The sequence below is a fragment of the Streptomyces sp. L500 genome (assembly GCF_054551825.1).
The window spans coordinates 170,478-186,847 of record NZ_JBTOLC010000006.1; the positions used below are offsets into that span (position 1 = coordinate 170,478).

Below are 16,370 nucleotides of genomic sequence, written 5' to 3' on the forward strand. Positions count from 1 at the left end.
GCGGCGCTAGCCCCGCTCCGGTGCGGGGGACTCCGGTGTCCCGTCCCCCGCCTCCGCATCCGCCAGCGCCAGCCGGGCCACCACCGCGTCGGCGATCGTCTCCGCCCGGCGCGCCGTCAGGCCCCGCGCCAGGGCCGTCTCCACCACGCGCCGACGGACCTCGGCCAGCTGCTCCGGACTCAGGGCGGGGAGGACGACGGGCGCGGACGGCCGGCGGAGGACCTTGCGCAGCACGGACCTCGACCTGGTGGCCGCGGCGTCCACGACGGCGTCCGCCATCCGGCGCCCCGCCTCGTCCAGGACCAGCCACACCACGGGCGCGGCCATCGCCACGACCTCGCCCAGCCCGAACCCCAGCGGCTCGCGCCGCCCGCCCGTGCGGCCCAGCCGCCGGACGACCGTGGCGTCGTCGAACCGGGCCAGCGCCGTCACCAGGGGCAGCTCCTCCGGCGCGACCTCGGCCACGACCTCGTGGACCACGTCGCGCACCGTACGTCCGCCGGCTGAAGTCGCTCCAGAGCCCATCGCGCCCTCCTGTGACGTGAGTTCCGCAAGAGCACGGTACTGCGGAGCCTCTCGCTCCACCCGCGATTCCTAGTTGGTTCGAGTTCGCGGGCGGGCGTGCCGTCAGGTCCGGGGAGCCGGGATCCGCCACAGGGAGCTCGGGCGGTCCTCGCCGCCCTCGTGGGACTCGAAGGCTATCCAGCGGCCGTCCGGGGACCAGCTGGGGGCGCCGTCGTAGGTGTCGGGGTTCCTGGTCACGCGGAGCGGCGCCCCGGAACCGTCGGCGGGGATGACGAAGATCTGCGGCAGCTCCAGGCCGCCCGCCGTGGAGGAGAACACCACCGACCGCCCGTCCGGCGACCAGCTGGGGTCGGTGTGCTCCCCCGCGTCCCGGGTGAGGCGGCGCGACCCCGAGCCGTCCGCGTTCATGACGTACAGCGCCCAGTCGTCGCCGTCCTCCTCGCGCCGCTGGAAGACCAGCCGGTCGCCCTTGGGGGACCAGTTGGGCTGGCGGTTGTCGGTCCGGGTGGCGGGGCCGTCCACGAGCTTGGTGGCGCGGCTGCCGTCGCGCCGGACCTTCCACAGGGAGCCGAGCTCGGCGCCGTCGCCGGAGCCCTCGCGCTCGACGCTCTCCTGGAAGACGATCCACTCGCCGTCCGGGGAGAAGCTGGGCTCCAGATAGCCGGAGGGTCCCTCGTGCTCGGTCACCCGGGTGGGCCGTCCGCCGGGTCTGAGCACCCAGACCTCGTCCCGGCCGCCGCCGGCCCGGTCGGAGGCGAAGGCCACCTCGCCGGACGGGTTCCAGCTCGAACCCGGCAGGTTCACGGCCGCCTTGTCCCGCTCGTCGAGCAGGGTGCGGGGCGTGGCCCCGGGCGTGCCGCCGTCGCCGCCGGCCAGGGGCAGGACGCGCAGGGCGGCGGCGCCCTCGTTGTAGCCGTCCTCGAAGACGGTGAAGAGGAGCGAGCGTCCGTCCGGGGAGAACGCCGGGTTCTGGGCGCTGGCCCGGCGGCCGCCGTGGAAGAGCGGTTCGGCCTGGTCGGCGCGCCGGGAGCGGGAGGGATCCGGGTCCGGCTCCTCCGAGCCCTCGCCGCCGCAGGCGGTCGTCAGGGAGGCGGTAAGGATCGCTGCGACGAACAGACGTCTGCGCACCGGGCCGACCGTAGCGGAGCCTGGCGCCCTCGAACAGGGGTGTGCCGGAAGGAGCGGAGGTGGCTACTGTCCCGGGAGGGGCGCCGGGTTCGCCAGGAGCTTGGGTACGGAGGTGAGGAGGGCCCGGAGGTCGGCGGTCACCTTGCCGTTGAGCGCCGTGACCTTGCCGACGTCCTTGGCGTCGACGGCCGCCAGCAGGTCGTTCACGTCCTTGACCAGGGTGTCCAGCTGTGTTTTGACGTCCGTGAGCGGGTCGACCGCCAGGCCGTCGGTGCCGGGGCGGGCCGGGGTCTTGGCCTTGACCGCCCGGATGTCGGCGAGCAGCCGCTCGGCCGATTCCCGCAGCCGCGTTCTCAGGTCCCGCAGGTGCTCCACGTCGGGGTTCCAGGAATCGGCCTCCTTGGTGATCCGGGAGCCGAGGTGGAGCGTCTCGCCCAGGCTGCCGATGGAGTCCGCCGGCCCGGTCGCCGCGGCGGCGGGCCGGGCCGCGCGGCCGGCGGCGAGCGCGGGTCCGGTGGCGCCCAGGGCGACCGAGCCGGCGACCGAACCGCAGACGAGGGCCGTGGCTATGGCGGTGAGCTTGGTGCCGCGCATACGGATGACTCCCTTCCGAACGCCCGAACACCTGTCGGGACCCGACCACCGTCCGCCGCGCCGGACGGGCGCGCAACCGGTCGCTCCCGGTGACCGGCGCCGCGCGCCGGGCCCGCACACCCCGATGAGCTGGGAATTCACCCGAAAGAACAGCGGGGACGACGCCATCCGGCCCTGCCGCCGAAAGGGTTCGCCCCCGTGGCCGGGGGCGCTCCTTCGGGCAGGCAGAATCGTGGGGTGTCCAGAAGAAGCTCCCGTTCCCCGAAGCCGCCCGTCGTCACCGCCGGCTCGCCGTGCCCTTGCGGGCTCGGCGCGACGTACGGCGACTGCTGCGGCGCCTTCCACGCCGGCCGCGCCACGGCCCCCACCCCCGAGCGCCTGATGCGCTCGCGCTACAGCGCCTTCGTCGTCCTCGACCCCCATTACCTGCTGCGCACCTGGCACTCCTCCACGCGCCCGGCCGACCTCGACCTCGACCCCGGCATCCGCTGGACCGGGCTCGACGTCCTGGCCACGACCGGTGGCAGCACCTTCCACAACGACGGAACGGTCGAGTTCCGCGCCCACTACGAGGCCCACGGCGAGACCGGCTCCCAGCACGAGCTCAGCCGCTTCGTACGGGAGGACGGCCACTGGGTGTACCTGGACGCGGTGGAGTAGGGCGTGGCTGTCCGACCTCGGCGCATACACACGCTGGGGTGAGACTGCGAGATCTCGGCCACCTGGCGTGAGCGCGCAAGTACCGTCTGCGTTCGGAGTATCGGACGTACGAAACGCTCACGAGAACAGGCGGAACAATATGAGGACAGCCTTCCGTGCCTGCGCGGTCGTCGCGGCGAACCTGCTGGCGATCACCCTGGCCACGACGGCGGGGCAGGCCACGGCCGCACCCTCGCATGCCGCGCACCATGCGCAGGGGTGCCGCGGCGACGGCACGTCGTTCACCGACAGGCTCATCCCCGGCCACTGCCTCCAGAACGGCGGCTACCGTCTGGAGATGCAGTACGACGGCAACCTCGTGCTCTACTCCGGCTCCCGCGCCTGCTGGGCGAGCGGTACCGACGGGACGAACGGGGTCTACGCGCAGTTCTCCGGCGACTGGAAGCCCGACTCCCCCTACATGACGCTGGAGTCGCCCGTCGGCGAGCTGCGGAAGTACCGCGGGAAGTACACCGGGCTGCACAAGTCCGGGAACGTCAGCCTCAACAACAAGGGCGAGGTCTGGATCGCCTACGGCAAGATGGCGGGCTGCTGACCCGGCGCCAAGGGGCGGGAACGAAGGTTCAGGCGACGCCCGCGCGCACGAGGAGAGTGCCCAGAGTCTCGTCGCCCGGCGGGGGAACGACGCGTGCGTCAATGTCCGTGAAGCCGCTGCGCTTGAGCAGATCGGCCCACGTCCGGGGCGGGTACTGCCAGCGCAGTACCGTGAGCTCCCGTTGCCGGCCTTCGAGCCACTTCCCGCGCATCCGCTGAGGGCCGTACGCATCGGGGCCGGGCTCGGCGTGGCTGAAGACGAAGACGCCCGCCGGCGCCAGGCGCTTGGCCACCAAGGGGAGGAGCTGTTCGGGGTCGGTGAACCAGACCGCGCCCCACATGGAGTAGATCGCGTCGTACTCGGTGGCCTCGGTGACGAGGTAGTCGCACACGTCGGCGTGGATGAAAGTGACGCCTGGTTCGTTCGCCCACCAGCGGCGGGCGCGCTCGGTCTGGAACGCGGAGAAGTCGACGCCCGTGACCTCGGCGCCCCGGCGGGCCAGGTGGACGGCGTCGGCGCCTTCCCCAGGGCCGAGTTCCAGAACCGTGCGCGGCGTGCCGAGAAGTTCGGGGCCGGGGCCGTGGCCGGGAAACTGCGTCCACTCGAACCGTCCCGGCTCGGGGGCCGGCTGCGTCCCCTCGCCCCGGTGGGGCTTGTAGAGGTCCCAGTACTCGGCGGGGGTGAGGGGTGGGCGGGGCATGGTGCTCCTCGCGGGGAACGGCGGGCCACGTGAGTTCGCCACCGTACCGGCGCCGTCCTGCCGCCGAGGCGTGTTCGCCGCAGTCCGCCCGCCCGGCCCATGAAGCGGCCCGGGGAGCGCTCGTAGCGCCCCCGGGCCTGACCCTTTCCGGTTCGCTCAGTGACAACTGGTGCCAGGTGCGCACGGGCCGCACTTGGCGTAGTCGGCTTCCCAGAGCTTCCAGTCCACCTCGAACCCGTTGTCGTGAATGATCTTCGCAGTGCGTTCCACCGAGCCGTCGTACTTGAACTCGATCTCTGGGATGTGCTCCAGGAATCGGCCCTGGAAGTGCTCGGCGCAGAACTCCCGGTAGTTCCTGGTGTCCAGGATGAAGGTGTGAACAGCGATGTCCACGGTGCGGCCGCAGCACATCTCCAGCTTCTCGCCCCACTTGTCCATCGCGGTGATCAGGTACGACACGGCCGCGTGGAACAGGCGGTTCGCGTACACCTCGTCGAAGGGGTAGTCACGCATCAGCAGCAGGATTTCCCGCTCCCACACTTCCGGCTTCACGTACGTGCGGGGGTCGCGGACCGTCGACCTGGCCTCGACTGCCGTTGCCATGCTGTCCTCCCTTGGCTCGATCCCTGTGCCCCACGGCCGGGGCACTCCCTCAGTGCACCCCGCCCACGTCACTCCCGGTGATCCATTGCCGCAGGTCGCACATGGTGTGCAGATGCTGCACACGCCCTCGACGCGCCCTGCGGCCACACGTACCGTGGGCGCGCCGGTCCCGCCCACTGGGGGTGTGATGAGCACCGATCCGCTGTGGAGGACGGCCGAAGCGGTCGCCCTGATCGAAGGGCGTCAGGCCGGTGCCCTCATCCGGCTCGGCCGGACCCGCCGCGGCTGGCGCCAGGCCGATCTCGGCCGGAGACTGGGCTGTTCGGCCTCCACCGTCTCCCGCCTCGAGCGCCACGGGACGGGCGACCTGGGCCTGCTCCGACACGCCGCGCGCGAGGTGGGGTTACCGACAGATGTTCTGGCCATCGCCATCGGCCTCGACGAGGCGGCGGCTACTACAGTGGCGCCATCTGGTCCGTGTCGCGAGGAGGACCCGTTGCGCCGCCGCACACTGCTCACCACTGCCGGAGTGGCGGGCACCATCCAGCTGCTGGCCGGTATCGACGACGCCTTGGCAGCCATCCCCACGTCACCGGGCGGCGCCGCGCCGGCCCCCCCACGTCTGGCCCCGGCCCAGGCCCTCTTCGACTCCGGCCGGCACGCCCAGCTGCTCGAAGCGCTGCCGACGCTGCTGGCCGATGCCCACGCCGCCACCCGAACCGGCTCACGGACGGCGTACGCGACCGTGTCGTCGTGCTATTCCCTGGCCTCTCGGCTCCTGACGAAGATCGGTCGCTATGAGCGGTCCCGGCTGACAGCGGACCGGGCCCTGACCTACGCGGACCTGTCCGGCAGCGCCATCGCCACAGCCGAGGCATCCCGCGAGCTGAGCATCGTGCTCCGGCATCAAGACCAGCCGCAGGCGGCCCAGCGGCTGGTCGACCGGGCGCTGACAGCCGTCGAGCGCACGGGGCTGGCCACGCAGGCACAGGCGATGACGTACGCCCAGATGCTCTGCACCACCGCCTACACCGCCGCCCGAGCCGGTGACCGCGACCGGGCCCTGACGCTCATTCGAGAAGCCGGCCGTGCAGCCGCACGCCTGCCCGACCAGCCGCCGGCGGGTGCCGTGTTCTCGATCAGCCCAGCCGCGGTCACCCTCTACGAGGTCGGCGTGCACTGGGCCGTCGGTGACGCGGGCACCGCCCTCCACGCCGGCCGCAGCTTGCACCCCACGCAGTTCTCGACGGCCGAACGGCGCGCCCGCATGCACACCGACCTCGCACGCGCCTGGTGGCAGTGGGACAAACCTCAGCAGACCGCCGACGCTCTCCTCCACGCCCTGCGTGTTTCCCCGGCGGAGGTACGGGACCGGCCCGCCATCCGGCGAGTCGCCAGCGACCTGATCAACCGGCACCCGCGTACCGCCGGTGCCCGGGAACTGGCTTCGGCCCTGGGGGCCCGCATCCGGACGGAGAGCGGGTGACGCTTCGCGGTCCGTCCGGCACGGCTGGGGAAGGGCCATGCGCTCCGTGACTGGCGGAGGTTCGCCCCGCCAGCCCGCTCCCCCCGTCAGGCCGGCAGGTCGTAGGGCCGGACCGTGTGGCCCTCCCAGACCTTTCGGGACGGCTCCTCCGGGTACGGGGCCGTGCTCGGCTCCGTGTCGAGGAGGCGGGTGAGGCGGCCGTCGGCGGCGGTGTGGGCGGGCCAGCCCGGGTCGCCGTGGGTGGCGAAGGCCGTCCACGAGCGGCGGATCTCCTCCCCGACGGCCAGGAGGTCCTCGGGGAGGGGGCCCTCGCCGAGCAGCAGCCTGGCCTGCGGGGCGTCGTAGGTGCCGAACAGCAGTGAGACGTCGAGCCCGTGGGCGGCGCCGAGCGCGCCGCCCAGGGCGGGTGCGGGGCGGCGCAGCTCGTACAGGTGCGCCGTGCCGCCGCCGGCGGTGTGGGCCTCGGCGAGGTGGAGCGAGGGCATGCGGAACAGGACGTCGCTGTGGACGGTCTCGAAGAGTTCCACGGGCGTGGCGTCCGGGTAGGCGGCGCGGTAGGCGCGGGGGCCGTCGGGGCCGGGGGCGAAGGCGTTCAGCGCCGCCGTGGTGTCCTCGTCGGTGACCTTGTCCCGGCCGCCGCTCATCACGAGGAACGGCCGGAACTCGTCCCGGGTGTGACCGGTCAGCAGGTCGACGCCGCTCGCCCGGCCGTCCGGCAGGGCCGTCCAGGGTGTCTCCGGCACGAGGTCGCCGTCCACCACGACGGAGAACGGGGAGCCGGTCCGGGCCAGCGGTCCCCAGCGGTCGGCCTGTGCGGGCAGGCCGTACATCATCGGGGTGATCGCCTCGGCCAGCCGCCACGGGTCGATCGTGGCGAGACCGGCCGCCGTGGGGATGGTGCCCAGGCTCCCGGCGAGCTCGGCGGCGAGGCCGGAGGCGAGGGCCGGGGTGGTGTAGAGGCCGGGGACGGACTGGGCTGTCGCCCGGCGGAAGAGACCGGCGGCGCGGGGGACGGCCAGCAGGGTGGCGACCGAGCCGGCGCCGGAGGACTGGCCGGCGACGGTGACGCGCGCGGGGTCGCCGCCGAAGCCGGCGATGTTCTCCTGGACCCACTCCAGGGCCGCGATCAGGTCGAGCAGGCCCCGGTTGGCGGGGGCGCCCTCGAGCTGGGCGGAGGCCTCGGCGCCCACCCGGTAGTTGAGGGTGATCACGACGAGGCCGCCCTGCCGGGCCAGGAGCCCGGCGTCGTAGAGCGGGTCGCCCGCGTGGCCGGAGACGTAGCCGCCGCCGAGGATCCACACCAGGACGGGCAGTCCGGAGCCGCCGGGGTCCGGTGACCAGACGTTCAGGGTGAGCCAGTCGTCGCCGGCGGTCGTGCGGGTCGCGGGGATCGGGCCGGACTGCGGGGGCGGCGGGCCGAACTCCCCCGCGTCCCGCACGCCGTCCCAGGGGCGGGCCGGACGGGGGGCCATGAAGCGCAGCTCGCCCACGGGCGGCTGAGCGTAGGGGATCCCCCGGAAGACGGCGAGGCCGTCCTCGGTACGGCCCCGTACGGTGCCCCGGTCCGTACGGACCTCCGGACCGGTGAGGCCGGTGGGACTGGTGGGGCCAGTGGGGGCGGTTCCGCCGGTGACGCCGGTTCCGCCGGTGACATCGCTCATCGTCGCTCCCTCCCGCGCCCGGAAGCGGCACCCCCGTGCGCGAACACGGATGTCGGACGGCCCGGGTTCCGGACCGCCCGATCAAGGAGCCTAGTTGACGCGTCCGTACCAGACGCTGCCGGTCCAGATCTTCTCCAGGCGGACCGTGGCGCCGGGCTTGGGGGCGTGCCAGATCTTGTTGCTACCCGCGTAGATCCCCACGTGGTAGACGTTGCTGCCCGAGTGGAAGAACACCAGGTCGCCGACCTGGCGGGAGCCGCCGGAGATGTGCCGGGTGCGGTTGTACTGGTCGGCGGCCACGCGCGGCAGGTTCTTGCCGACCTTCTTGAACGAGTACTGGGTCAGGCCCGAGCAGTCGAACCGGTTCGGGCCGGCGGCGCCGTACTGGTAGGGGGAGCCCGCCTTGGCGGCGGCGACCCTCAGAGCCTGCTCACCGGGGGTGGCCGCGGACGCCTGGGAGGCGAGGCCGGGGACGAGCACCGACGCCGCCAGCGTGGCGGCGGTGACGGCCGAGGCGGTGCCGGCCCGGGATATGAGCGCGGGAATGCGAGGCATAGCAGACATGCCGAAGCCCTTCGACATCCGCCTACGAAAGATGACCTGTCGGGTTCGGGCTGCGAAGTTGCCCGGCCGGATTTCCCGGCTTCACCCCAAGGACCACCGACTTCGTGATCCGTACCGCTTGGGTCTCCCGCTCCTGCCGATTCATCAATTCGATGCCGCACCCGGGGCGGCGGCAGGACTCGGCGTCCGCCCGGGTGGCCCGCCAGGGTGACGGGATCTTGTGTTCGGTGAGAGATCCTGCACCATGAATCATTAAAATCCGGCACCCGGGCGGCCATCTGTGAACTTCTTCACTTCGGGAGCAGACCCGGAACCGCGCGCCGTGCGCCCCCGCCGAACTGGCCCTAAACCCCTGTGACCGCGGGTACTTGCAGCATGGAACGAGTAATTCCGGGAGGCACGTTCAGCAGGGCCGGCGCCAGGCGTCCAGCTCCAGCTTCTTCTGCATCGAGCTCAGCCCGAGCCGCCGCGCCGTGGCACAGAACTCCCCCGGCTGCAGTTCGTATTCGACATGAAAGACCGCTTTGTCACTCTTCACAAAGGGGCTGAGCTTCTCGCACTCGTCGTACTGCGCGCACTGTTCGTTCACCGCGAAGTCGAAGACGTTCACCAGCTGCGGGATCTGGTCCAGGTCGTTCTTCAGCCCGATGGCCATGCCCCGCTCATGGGCGAGATCCGCCAGCATCCGGTTGAAGGCGAGCTGGTGATCGGCCGTCAGCGGAAAGCCGGTGGTATTGCGGAATCCCTCGGTCAGATCCGGTTCGACGGCGTCGAACCCCTTCTGCCGGCACATGTCCATCCGGGCCGCCATGAGCGGCCGCAGGGTGTCGAGGCGGCGGATGTCGAACCATTTCTCGCCCTTCCACCCCTTGTTCTTGTTGCCGAGCAGGGTCTTGGGGAATTTCCCCTGGTCGGGCCGGAAGTCCTCCCAGGCGCCGGCATTGATGTAGCAGATCACCTTCCGGCCGCGGGAATGCAATTGGGCCACGGTTTCGGCCGAATTCTCGAATCCGTCGATGTCGTAGACGGGGGCGTCCACCGAGGTGTCGGCCTTTCCGTCCAGCTGCCACTGCCAGCCGGTGCCCGGCTTCGGCTGCCAACGGGCCCCGGCCGACCCCGGCGCCGAACCCGTGGCCGAACTCCCGGGCGAGGCCGAGGCGTCCGGAGTGCCGGTGGCCTCCGGCTTGCCCGAGGCGCGAGGGGAACCCGAGGCGCGGGGGGCCGCCGTGACGCCCTCGTCGTCCCGGTCCGGCCCGTCGTCGTCGGCGGGCGACGCGGAGCAGGCCGCCAGGACCAGCAGCAGCGCGGCGCACAGCCCAGCCCGGACGCGCCGAGCGCTCCCGCCACGCCAACTCCCCATACCCCCACGCGCGTTCATATCGCGCCCCCCGCCGCGAGGCCGGCGGCCGCCCGGGGCACCGAGCGCCAGGGGTTGGCCCCCGTGCCCGGCACCGCGCAGTGCACCGCGGCACCGCGCCGGGCGGCGAGCCGCGCCACGCCCGCCGTGCGCTCCTCGGGCACGCCGTACACGAGGTGGCAGAACCGCTCCGGTGGATGGCCGGTGGTCCACTCCGGGATCCGGGCGCGTCGGTAGTCCTCCCACGTGCCCTCGAAGGTGACCAGGAGGTCGGCGAGCGAGGCGTACCCGGGCTCGGGGTGGGCGCCGGGGTTAAGGACGGCCGTACGGGCGCCGAGCACCCGGGCGGCCAGCACCACGCGGCGGTAGTGGGGCAGCGGGGTGTCGTGCGCCGGGACCTGGTCGAGGAAGACGCCGTCCACGTCGTACCACCGGCGGTGGCGGCGGATGTCGGCGACCACGGCGCCGGTGCGGCGGTGGCCGTAGCCGGTGTCGACGTAGCCCAGCAGCCGGACGCCCGCGGCGCGCAGCCGTGCGGCCGCCGCGTGGAAGGCGGGGTCGGGGCGGTCGCCGGGGCCGTCGGCGACGTTGAGGACGACCCCGTACAGCCGGGGGGCGGCTTCGAGCAGCGCCGCCCACTCCTCGGGGTGGGTGGCGGGGTGGACGTAGAGCGGGACGAGCAGCCGCCCGTCGTCCTGGTGGGCGGCGGGCGCGGTGGCGGTCATGGCACGGGCTCCGTGGCGGGCGCGGTGGCGGCCCACAGGTCGGTGAGGGAATCGGTGAAGGAGTGCCGGGGCACCCAGTCCAGGGTGCGGCCGACGGCGGTGATGTCGGCCTGCTGCCAGGGGACGGCGGCCGAGCGCGGCGAGCCGTCGCCGTCCTCGGCGACGCGGTCGCCGACCGGGCCGGTGAACCCGGCCGCGCGCAGCAGCCCTTCGGCCACGTCGCGGACGGGGCGGGCGGTGCCGCTGCCGATGTTGAGGACGGCGGGCAGGGGGCGGGGGGCGGTGACGGCGAGGGCGACGGCCTCGGCGACGTCGCGCGGGTCGACGAAGTCGCGGTGGGCGGAGAGGTCCCCGGTGCGGACGCGGTCGTCGGGTCCCGCCCGGCGCAGTTCGGCGGCGAGGCGGCCGGGGAGGGAGGCTGCGGGGGCGCCGGGGCCGACGGGGTTGAACACCCTCAGGACGACGGCGTCCAGGCCGGAGCCGGTGACGGCGAGGGTGCCGGCCAGCTTGCTCGCGCCGTAGAGGCCGAGCGGGCGGGCCGGGGCGCCCTCGCCGACGGGCAGCCGGGCCTCGGCGGGCCCGTACTCGGCCGCCGAGCCCAGGTGGACCAGGCGGGCGTCCGGGGCGGCGGCGCTCAGGGCCTCGCAGAGCACGGCGGGGCCGCGGGCGTTGACGGCGGTGAGGGTCACGGCGCTGCCACCGACCGCCCCCGCGCAGTTGACGACGGCGTCGGGGGCGGCCTCGCGGATCAGAGCCGCGAGCCGGTCGGGGTCGGCGGACGCCAGGTCGACGGGCAGCGGGTCGACTGGCGGCAGGTCGACCGTCGCCGGGCCGGGAGGCGGCCCGGCGGCGGGGGCGCGGCCGGCGACCCGCACGTGCGCGCCCGGGAGGGCGCGCAGGCGCGAGGCGGTGTGCCGGCCCAGGAAGCCGGTGGCGCCCAGGACGAGGATGCGCATCGGGGCCGGTCACGCTCCCTTGATCAGCAGGTCACGGCGGATGGCGAACTCGGCGTTGGCCCGGTCGTAGTCGTCGGGGCGGCCGATGTCGAGCCAGTAGCCGTCGAATTCGTAGGCGTTGGGCGGGGTGCCGTCCGCCAGCAGGTCGAGGACGAGCTCGTCGAAGCCGAGCGGCAGTCCGGGAGTGTAGCGGTCGAGGGCGGCGCGGGAGACTCCGTAGACGCCCATGGAGACGCGGTAGTCCATGCTGGGCTTCTCGGCGAAGCCGACGACGCGGCCCGCCTCGGTGGTCAGGACGCCGAAGTCGATGCTGACCCGGCGGGGGTAGGTGGCGATGGTCAGGGGCGCCCCGGAGACGGTGTGGTCGCGCAGGACGTCGCCGAAGTCCAGGTCGGTGAGGACGTCCCCGTTCATCACCAGGAAACGTTCGGGAAGCCGGTCGGTCATGGTGAGGAGCGGGCCCATGGTGCCCAGGGGGCTCTCCTCGGTGGTGTAGTCGACGTCGAGGCCCCACTGGGAGCCGTCGCCGACGTAGGCGCGGATGATGTGGCCGAGGTGGCCGATGGCGAGGGTGCAGCTGGTGAACCCGGCGCCGGCCAGCTGGCGCATGACGATCTCGAGGATGGCGTGCTGGTCGCCGATGGGCACCAGGGGCTTGGGCAGCGCGGTCGTGTACGGGCGGAGCCGGACGCCCTTGCCTCCGGCAAGAATCACTGCGTGCATGTGGGTGCCGTTCCTCTCTTGTCTTGTGCCGCGTGAGTGGACGGAACGTCAGACGTTGTAGATGCCGGTCTTGTAGCGGCCGAGGTTGGCGGGGTCGCGGAAGAAGGCGATGGTGTCGGCGAGGCCCTGTTCCAGGGTGTGGGCGGGGGCCCAGCCGGTGGCGGCGCGCAGCCGGGAGGAGTCGCAGACCAGCCGCATCACCTCGGAGTTGGCGGGCCGGACGCGCTCGGCCTCCTCGGTCACCTCCAGGTCGGTGTCCATGAGCTTGCCGATGAGGGTCACCAGATCGCCGACGGAGATCTCCTCGCCGGTGCCGGAGTTGAAGGTGCGGCCGAGGACGGCGGCGGCGGGCGCGGTGCCCACGGCGCGGAAGGCGGCCACGGTGTCCTTGACGTAGCTGAAGTCGCGGGTGGGCCGCAGGTCGCCGAGGGTGATGGCGCGCTGTCCGGCGGCGACCTGGCCGATGACGGTGGGGATGACGGCCCGCATGGACTGGCGGGGGCCGAAGGTGTTGAAGGGGCGCAGGGTGACGACGGGCAGGCCGAAGCTGGCGTGGTAGCTGTCGGCGAGCCGGTCCCCACCGGCCTTGGAGGCGGCGTAGGGGGACTGGGTGTTGATGGGGTGGTCCTCGGTGATGGGCACGGTCCGCGCGGTGCCGTAGGTCTCGCTGGTGGAGGTGTGGACCAGGCGCGGGATGCCCTGGTGGCGGACGGCCTCCAGGACGTTGAGGGTGCCGGTGACGTTGGTCTCGACGTAGCTGTGCGGGGCCCGGTAGGAGTACGGGATCGCGATGAGGGCGGCCAGGTGGTAGACGGTCTCGGCGCCGGCCACCAGGCCCTGGACGGAGCCGGGGTCGCGGACGTCGCCGAGGACGACCTCGACGTGCTCCATGACCTCCTCGGGCAGGTCCTCCAGCCAGCCGAAGGACGAGAAGGAGTTGTACTGGACCATCGCGCGGACCCGGTGACCGTCGGCGACGAGGGCCTCCACGAGGTGCGATCCGATGAATCCTTCGGCGCCGGTGACGGCGACGAGTGCGTTTGCGGACACGAGGGTTCTCCTCTTCAGGGCTTCTTCACGGTGGCTCAGCGGTGGGTGGTGATCCGGCCGAGCAGGGCGGTGGCCACGGCGAGCAGGGCCGCCGCCGCACCGGAACAGATGACGAGCTGGTCGGTGACCGGGGCCGCCGTGCCCAGCCGGAGCGCGCCGGCCTCGGCCGCGGCGGCGCCCAGGCAGAGCAGGGCCGGGGGCCAGGCGGTGCCGTAGGCCTGCAGGAGCAGGCCCGTCCACAGCACCGCGCCGAGCGCCAGCAGGGCGGTCAGCCGGCCGGGGCCGGGTGGTGCCCCGCCGGGCCACAGCGCCCCGACGGCCAGGACGAGCGCGGTCAGGGCCGCCAGGTATCCGGCGGCGCACAGGGCGAGGACGCGCGCGGCGCGCCACAGCAGCCCGGTGGTGGTCGTGGCGGCGGCGAGCGCCGCCAGGGAGCGGCCCCGGCAGCGGTAGAGCAGCCATTCGGCGGGGCCCATGCTGAGGGTGAGGGCGATGACGGCCGGTCCGCTCGTGCCGCCGCCGCCCCGGTGGGCGAGGGCGTCGCCGAGGGCGGCGAAGGTCGTCAGCAGCCCGCAGCCCAGGCCGAAGAGGCCGTAGGGCAGGGACGCGGCGGGCGCGGGCACCGGCCCGGAGGGCGGTTTCTCGCCGCGCCGGGCGCGCAGCGTCTCGTACCCGGCGGCGAAGAGCGCGCCGCCGACCGTGGCCACCAGCAGTCCGGTGCCCAGCAGGGCCGGGGGCCGGGCGGCCATGAGCACCGCTCCCCCGGTGGCGGTGGGCAGCAGGGCGAGCAGCAGGAGCCGTTCGCGGCCGAGGACGAGCAGGGCGGTGGCGGCGGCCAGGTAGAGGGCCTGGCCGGCCGCGAAGACGAGCACGCCGGCCGGGGCGCGCAGGGCGAGCGCGGCGGCGGTGGCGAGCAGGGCGCCCAGGGGGGCGCCCACGCTCAGGGAGCGGCCCGCCGCGGCCCGGCCGCCGGCGGCGAGCCGGAGGTAGGCGCGGTGGGCCAGGCCCTGGTTCCAGGCCCAGGCGGTGAGCGCGGAGGCCACCAGCGCCCAGGTGCCGGCGGGCATCCCGAAGCGGTCCCGGGCGCCGGCGAGCAGGGGTGAGCCGAGCGCGTAGCCGAAGCCGGGCAGGGTGAAGACCACCGAGCGCAGCAGGGACGCTCCCGGCCCGACCTTCCAGGGGTCGGGGCGCGGGGCGGGTTCGGGGTGGCCGCGCGGCACCCGGGCGAAGAGCTCGGCGGCGAGCTCGAAGGCGTCGGCGCGGCCGTAGCGTTCGGCGATCTGTTCGCCGGTGAGGCCGTCGGCCTCCAGGACGGCGGCGATCTCGTCGGGGTGGACGGCGGCCGCGCAGACGTCGGCCAGTTCCTCGGCGAGTTCGTCGAGGGGGTCGGCGGCCCACCGGGGCCGGGAGCGCGTCCCGGTGGGCGCGGCGGCGAGCTCGTGGGAGGGCTCGGGTTCGCCGGGGACGAGGCGCAGGAGTCCGCTCATCCCGCACCGCCGGCGGCCAGGGCCATGACGGGTGCGGGCCGGTCGGCGGTGACGTCCACGGGGACGGGGCGCCGCAGGCCGGAGAGGTCGTGGTAGATGTCGCGGAATCCGTCGATGGTCTGCCGGAGGGTGAACTGCTCGATGACGCGCAGCCGGGCCGACTCCCCCATCTTGGCGCGCAGTTCGGGTTCGCGGAGCAGCCGCAGCGCGGCCCGGGCCATGGCCTCGGGGTCGCGCGGCGGGACGACCAGCCCGCTGTCGCCGACCGCCTCGCGGACGCCGCCGACGTCGGTGGAGACGGTGGCGCGCCCGCAGGACATGGCCTCGATGAGGGTGAAGGGGAAGCCTTCGCTGATGCTGGAGAGCATCACGACGTTCCCCGCGGCGTAGGCGTCGCGGATGTCGTCGACGCGTCCTTCGAAGGTGACGGCGTCGGCGACGCCGAGTTCGGCGGCGAGGCCCTCGCAGGCGGTGCGGTAGCCCTCGCCGCCGCGCGGGGTGCCGCCGAAGAGGCGCAGCCGCGCGTCGGGTATCTCCTTCCGGACGAGCGCGAAGGCGCGGATGAGGGTTTCCAGGCCCTTGATGGGGTCGACCCGGCCGGCCCAGCTGAGGGTGGGCGACTCCGGCTCGGGGCCGGCGGGCGGGAAGGCGGCGGGGTCGACGCCGTTGTAGACGGTGCGGATGCGCTCGGGCGGGGTGCCGCCGTGCTCCTCCCAGCGGCGGTTGTAGCGGTTGCCGGGGGTGACGAGCGCGGCGTTGCGGTAGCCCTCCTCGGCGAGCAGCCGGAACAGGCCGAGCATCACGGCCTTGACGGGCCAGCGGTACGGCTCGGCGCGGAAGCTGAGGTAGCGCTCGCGGAGGTAGATGCCGTGCTCGGTGAGGAGGAAGGGGGTGCCGTGGCGGTGGTGGGCGATGAGCCCGGGGAGGGTGGCCAGGCCCCCGCTGACCGCGTGGGTGATCCCCTCGGCGGGGGCCGGTGCGGCGAGCGGGCGCAGGGCGTGCTCCAGCAGGTCGGTGGCGGCCAGCGCGTCGTGGAGCGTGGGGCGCGCCGCGGCCGTGGCGAGGTGCGGCCGGTTCCACAGCCGGGCCAGCAGCCGGGCCGCCGCCTCGCCGCGCAGGGCGGCGAAGAGCGTGCCGTCGGCGGCGTGGTCGGCCAGCCGGTAGAAGGCGGGCGCGAAGAGCGCTTCGCGGGCGGGGTCGAGGAGGGACAGCAGGAACTGTTCGTAGGTGGCGAGGAATCGGCGGAGGTGGCCGCCGCGCGGGGCGCGGCCGGCCGGTGGCGGCCCCCACAGGGGGAAGGTGTCGACGGCCTTGACGTGGCCGGGCAGTTCCCAGGCGAGTGCCTCGCGGCCGGTGCCGGTGACGGCGATGACGTGGAAGTCGACGTCGGGCATGCCCTGGACGAGCTGGTCGCACCAGACGCTGACCCCGCCGTGACTGTGGGGGTAGGTGCCCTCGGTGAGCAGGGTCACCGAGGGTGTGGCGGACGCCGGTTCGGCTGACGGTCCGTGCATGAAAGTCGGTTCTCTCCAGGAGACGGTGGGGCGGGGTGGTGC

17 protein-coding genes and 1 riboswitch are annotated in these 16,370 nt (G+C 73.8%); of the genes, 3 read left to right on the forward strand and 14 right to left on the reverse strand.

What is annotated here, in order from left to right:
• Positions 1 to 6 precede the first annotated feature (6 nt).
• From ACX9I7_RS09405 to ACX9I7_RS09415, 3 genes are all read right to left on the reverse strand, one after another.
• Positions 7 to 480, reverse strand: a complete 474-nt coding sequence (locus ACX9I7_RS09405; protein ID WP_459387047.1) for a hypothetical protein — start codon at positions 478 to 480, stop codon at positions 7 to 9.
• Positions 481 to 627: 147 nt separating this feature from the next.
• The gene (locus ACX9I7_RS09410) at positions 628 to 1,653 is read right to left on the reverse strand and encodes a hypothetical protein (protein ID WP_387572590.1); all 1,026 of its coding nucleotides are present in this window, start codon (positions 1,651 to 1,653) and stop codon (positions 628 to 630) included.
• Positions 1,654 to 1,716: 63 nt separating this feature from the next.
• Entirely contained in the window at positions 1,717 to 2,247 is a 531-nt protein-coding gene (locus ACX9I7_RS09415; RefSeq protein ID WP_387572592.1) for a hypothetical protein, read from the reverse strand.
• A gap of 237 nt (positions 2,248 to 2,484) precedes the next feature.
• Here ACX9I7_RS09415 and ACX9I7_RS09420 point away from each other — a divergent pair, with 237 nt between their 5' ends.
• On the forward strand, positions 2,485 to 2,907 hold the full coding sequence (locus ACX9I7_RS09420) for a YchJ family protein (protein WP_459387048.1): 423 nt from the start codon (positions 2,485 to 2,487) through the stop codon (positions 2,905 to 2,907).
• 139 nt (positions 2,908 to 3,046) lie between these two features.
• The gene (locus ACX9I7_RS09425) at positions 3,047 to 3,502 is read left to right on the forward strand and encodes a hypothetical protein (protein WP_459387049.1); all 456 of its coding nucleotides are present in this window, start codon (positions 3,047 to 3,049) and stop codon (positions 3,500 to 3,502) included.
• A 28-nt stretch (positions 3,503 to 3,530) separates the two neighbouring features.
• On the opposite strand, the gene ACX9I7_RS09430 is transcribed toward ACX9I7_RS09425, so the two are convergent.
• Together ACX9I7_RS09430 and ACX9I7_RS09435 are read right to left on the reverse strand one after the other, a co-directional pair.
• The gene (locus ACX9I7_RS09430) at positions 3,531 to 4,202 is read right to left on the reverse strand and encodes a class I SAM-dependent methyltransferase (RefSeq protein WP_459387050.1); all 672 of its coding nucleotides are present in this window, start codon (positions 4,200 to 4,202) and stop codon (positions 3,531 to 3,533) included.
• A gap of 156 nt (positions 4,203 to 4,358) precedes the next feature.
• Positions 4,359 to 4,805, reverse strand: a complete 447-nt coding sequence (locus ACX9I7_RS09435; RefSeq protein WP_387572602.1) for a glycine-rich domain-containing protein — start codon at positions 4,803 to 4,805, stop codon at positions 4,359 to 4,361.
• A gap of 187 nt (positions 4,806 to 4,992) precedes the next feature.
• Here ACX9I7_RS09435 and ACX9I7_RS09440 point away from each other — a divergent pair, with 187 nt between their 5' ends.
• Complete coding sequence (locus ACX9I7_RS09440; protein ID WP_387572604.1) at positions 4,993 to 6,291, forward strand: helix-turn-helix domain-containing protein; 1,299 nt, start codon at positions 4,993 to 4,995, stop codon at positions 6,289 to 6,291.
• An 86-nt stretch (positions 6,292 to 6,377) separates the two neighbouring features.
• Here ACX9I7_RS09440 and ACX9I7_RS09445 read toward each other — a convergent pair whose 3' ends face one another.
• From ACX9I7_RS09445 to pelF, 9 genes are all read right to left on the reverse strand, one after another.
• A complete protein-coding gene (locus ACX9I7_RS09445) occupies positions 6,378 to 7,952 on the reverse strand; it encodes a carboxylesterase/lipase family protein (RefSeq protein ID WP_459387051.1) in 1,575 nt (524 codons plus the stop codon).
• A 90-nt stretch (positions 7,953 to 8,042) separates the two neighbouring features.
• A complete protein-coding gene (locus ACX9I7_RS09450; RefSeq protein ID WP_358628582.1) occupies positions 8,043 to 8,516 on the reverse strand; it encodes a C40 family peptidase in 474 nt (157 codons plus the stop codon).
• 4 nt (positions 8,517 to 8,520) lie between these two features.
• A riboswitch (cyclic di-AMP (ydaO/yuaA leader) is annotated at positions 8,521 to 8,673 on the reverse strand.
• 246 nt (positions 8,674 to 8,919) lie between these two features.
• A complete protein-coding gene (locus ACX9I7_RS09455) occupies positions 8,920 to 9,876 on the reverse strand; it encodes an endo alpha-1,4 polygalactosaminidase (protein ID WP_459387052.1) in 957 nt (318 codons plus the stop codon).
• A gap of 14 nt (positions 9,877 to 9,890) precedes the next feature.
• Entirely contained in the window at positions 9,891 to 10,598 is a 708-nt protein-coding gene (locus tag ACX9I7_RS09460) for a spherulation-specific family 4 protein (protein WP_459387053.1), read from the reverse strand.
• Positions 10,595 to 11,554 carry an NAD-dependent epimerase/dehydratase family protein gene (locus ACX9I7_RS09465; RefSeq protein ID WP_459387054.1) on the reverse strand — a complete coding sequence of 320 codons (960 nt, stop codon included), beginning with the start codon at positions 11,552 to 11,554 and terminating at the stop codon, positions 10,595 to 10,597. Before ACX9I7_RS09465 ends, ACX9I7_RS09460 begins: the two co-directional genes overlap by 4 nt.
• 9 nt (positions 11,555 to 11,563) lie before the next feature.
• Complete coding sequence (locus ACX9I7_RS09470; RefSeq protein WP_358628594.1) at positions 11,564 to 12,277, reverse strand: sugar phosphate nucleotidyltransferase; 714 nt, start codon at positions 12,275 to 12,277, stop codon at positions 11,564 to 11,566.
• A 48-nt stretch (positions 12,278 to 12,325) separates the two neighbouring features.
• A complete protein-coding gene (locus ACX9I7_RS09475; protein ID WP_387572618.1) occupies positions 12,326 to 13,327 on the reverse strand; it encodes an SDR family NAD(P)-dependent oxidoreductase in 1,002 nt (333 codons plus the stop codon).
• A 35-nt stretch (positions 13,328 to 13,362) separates the two neighbouring features.
• Positions 13,363 to 14,814 (reverse strand): hypothetical protein, encoded by a 1,452-nt coding sequence (locus tag ACX9I7_RS09480; RefSeq protein ID WP_459387055.1) that lies wholly within the window; start codon positions 14,812 to 14,814, stop codon positions 13,363 to 13,365.
• Positions 14,811 to 16,328, reverse strand: coding sequence for a GT4 family glycosyltransferase PelF (gene pelF, locus ACX9I7_RS09485; RefSeq protein ID WP_189450461.1), 1,518 nt, complete (start codon positions 16,326 to 16,328; stop codon positions 14,811 to 14,813). Before pelF ends, ACX9I7_RS09480 begins: the two co-directional genes overlap by 4 nt.
• Positions 16,329 to 16,370: the final 42 nt, after the last annotated feature.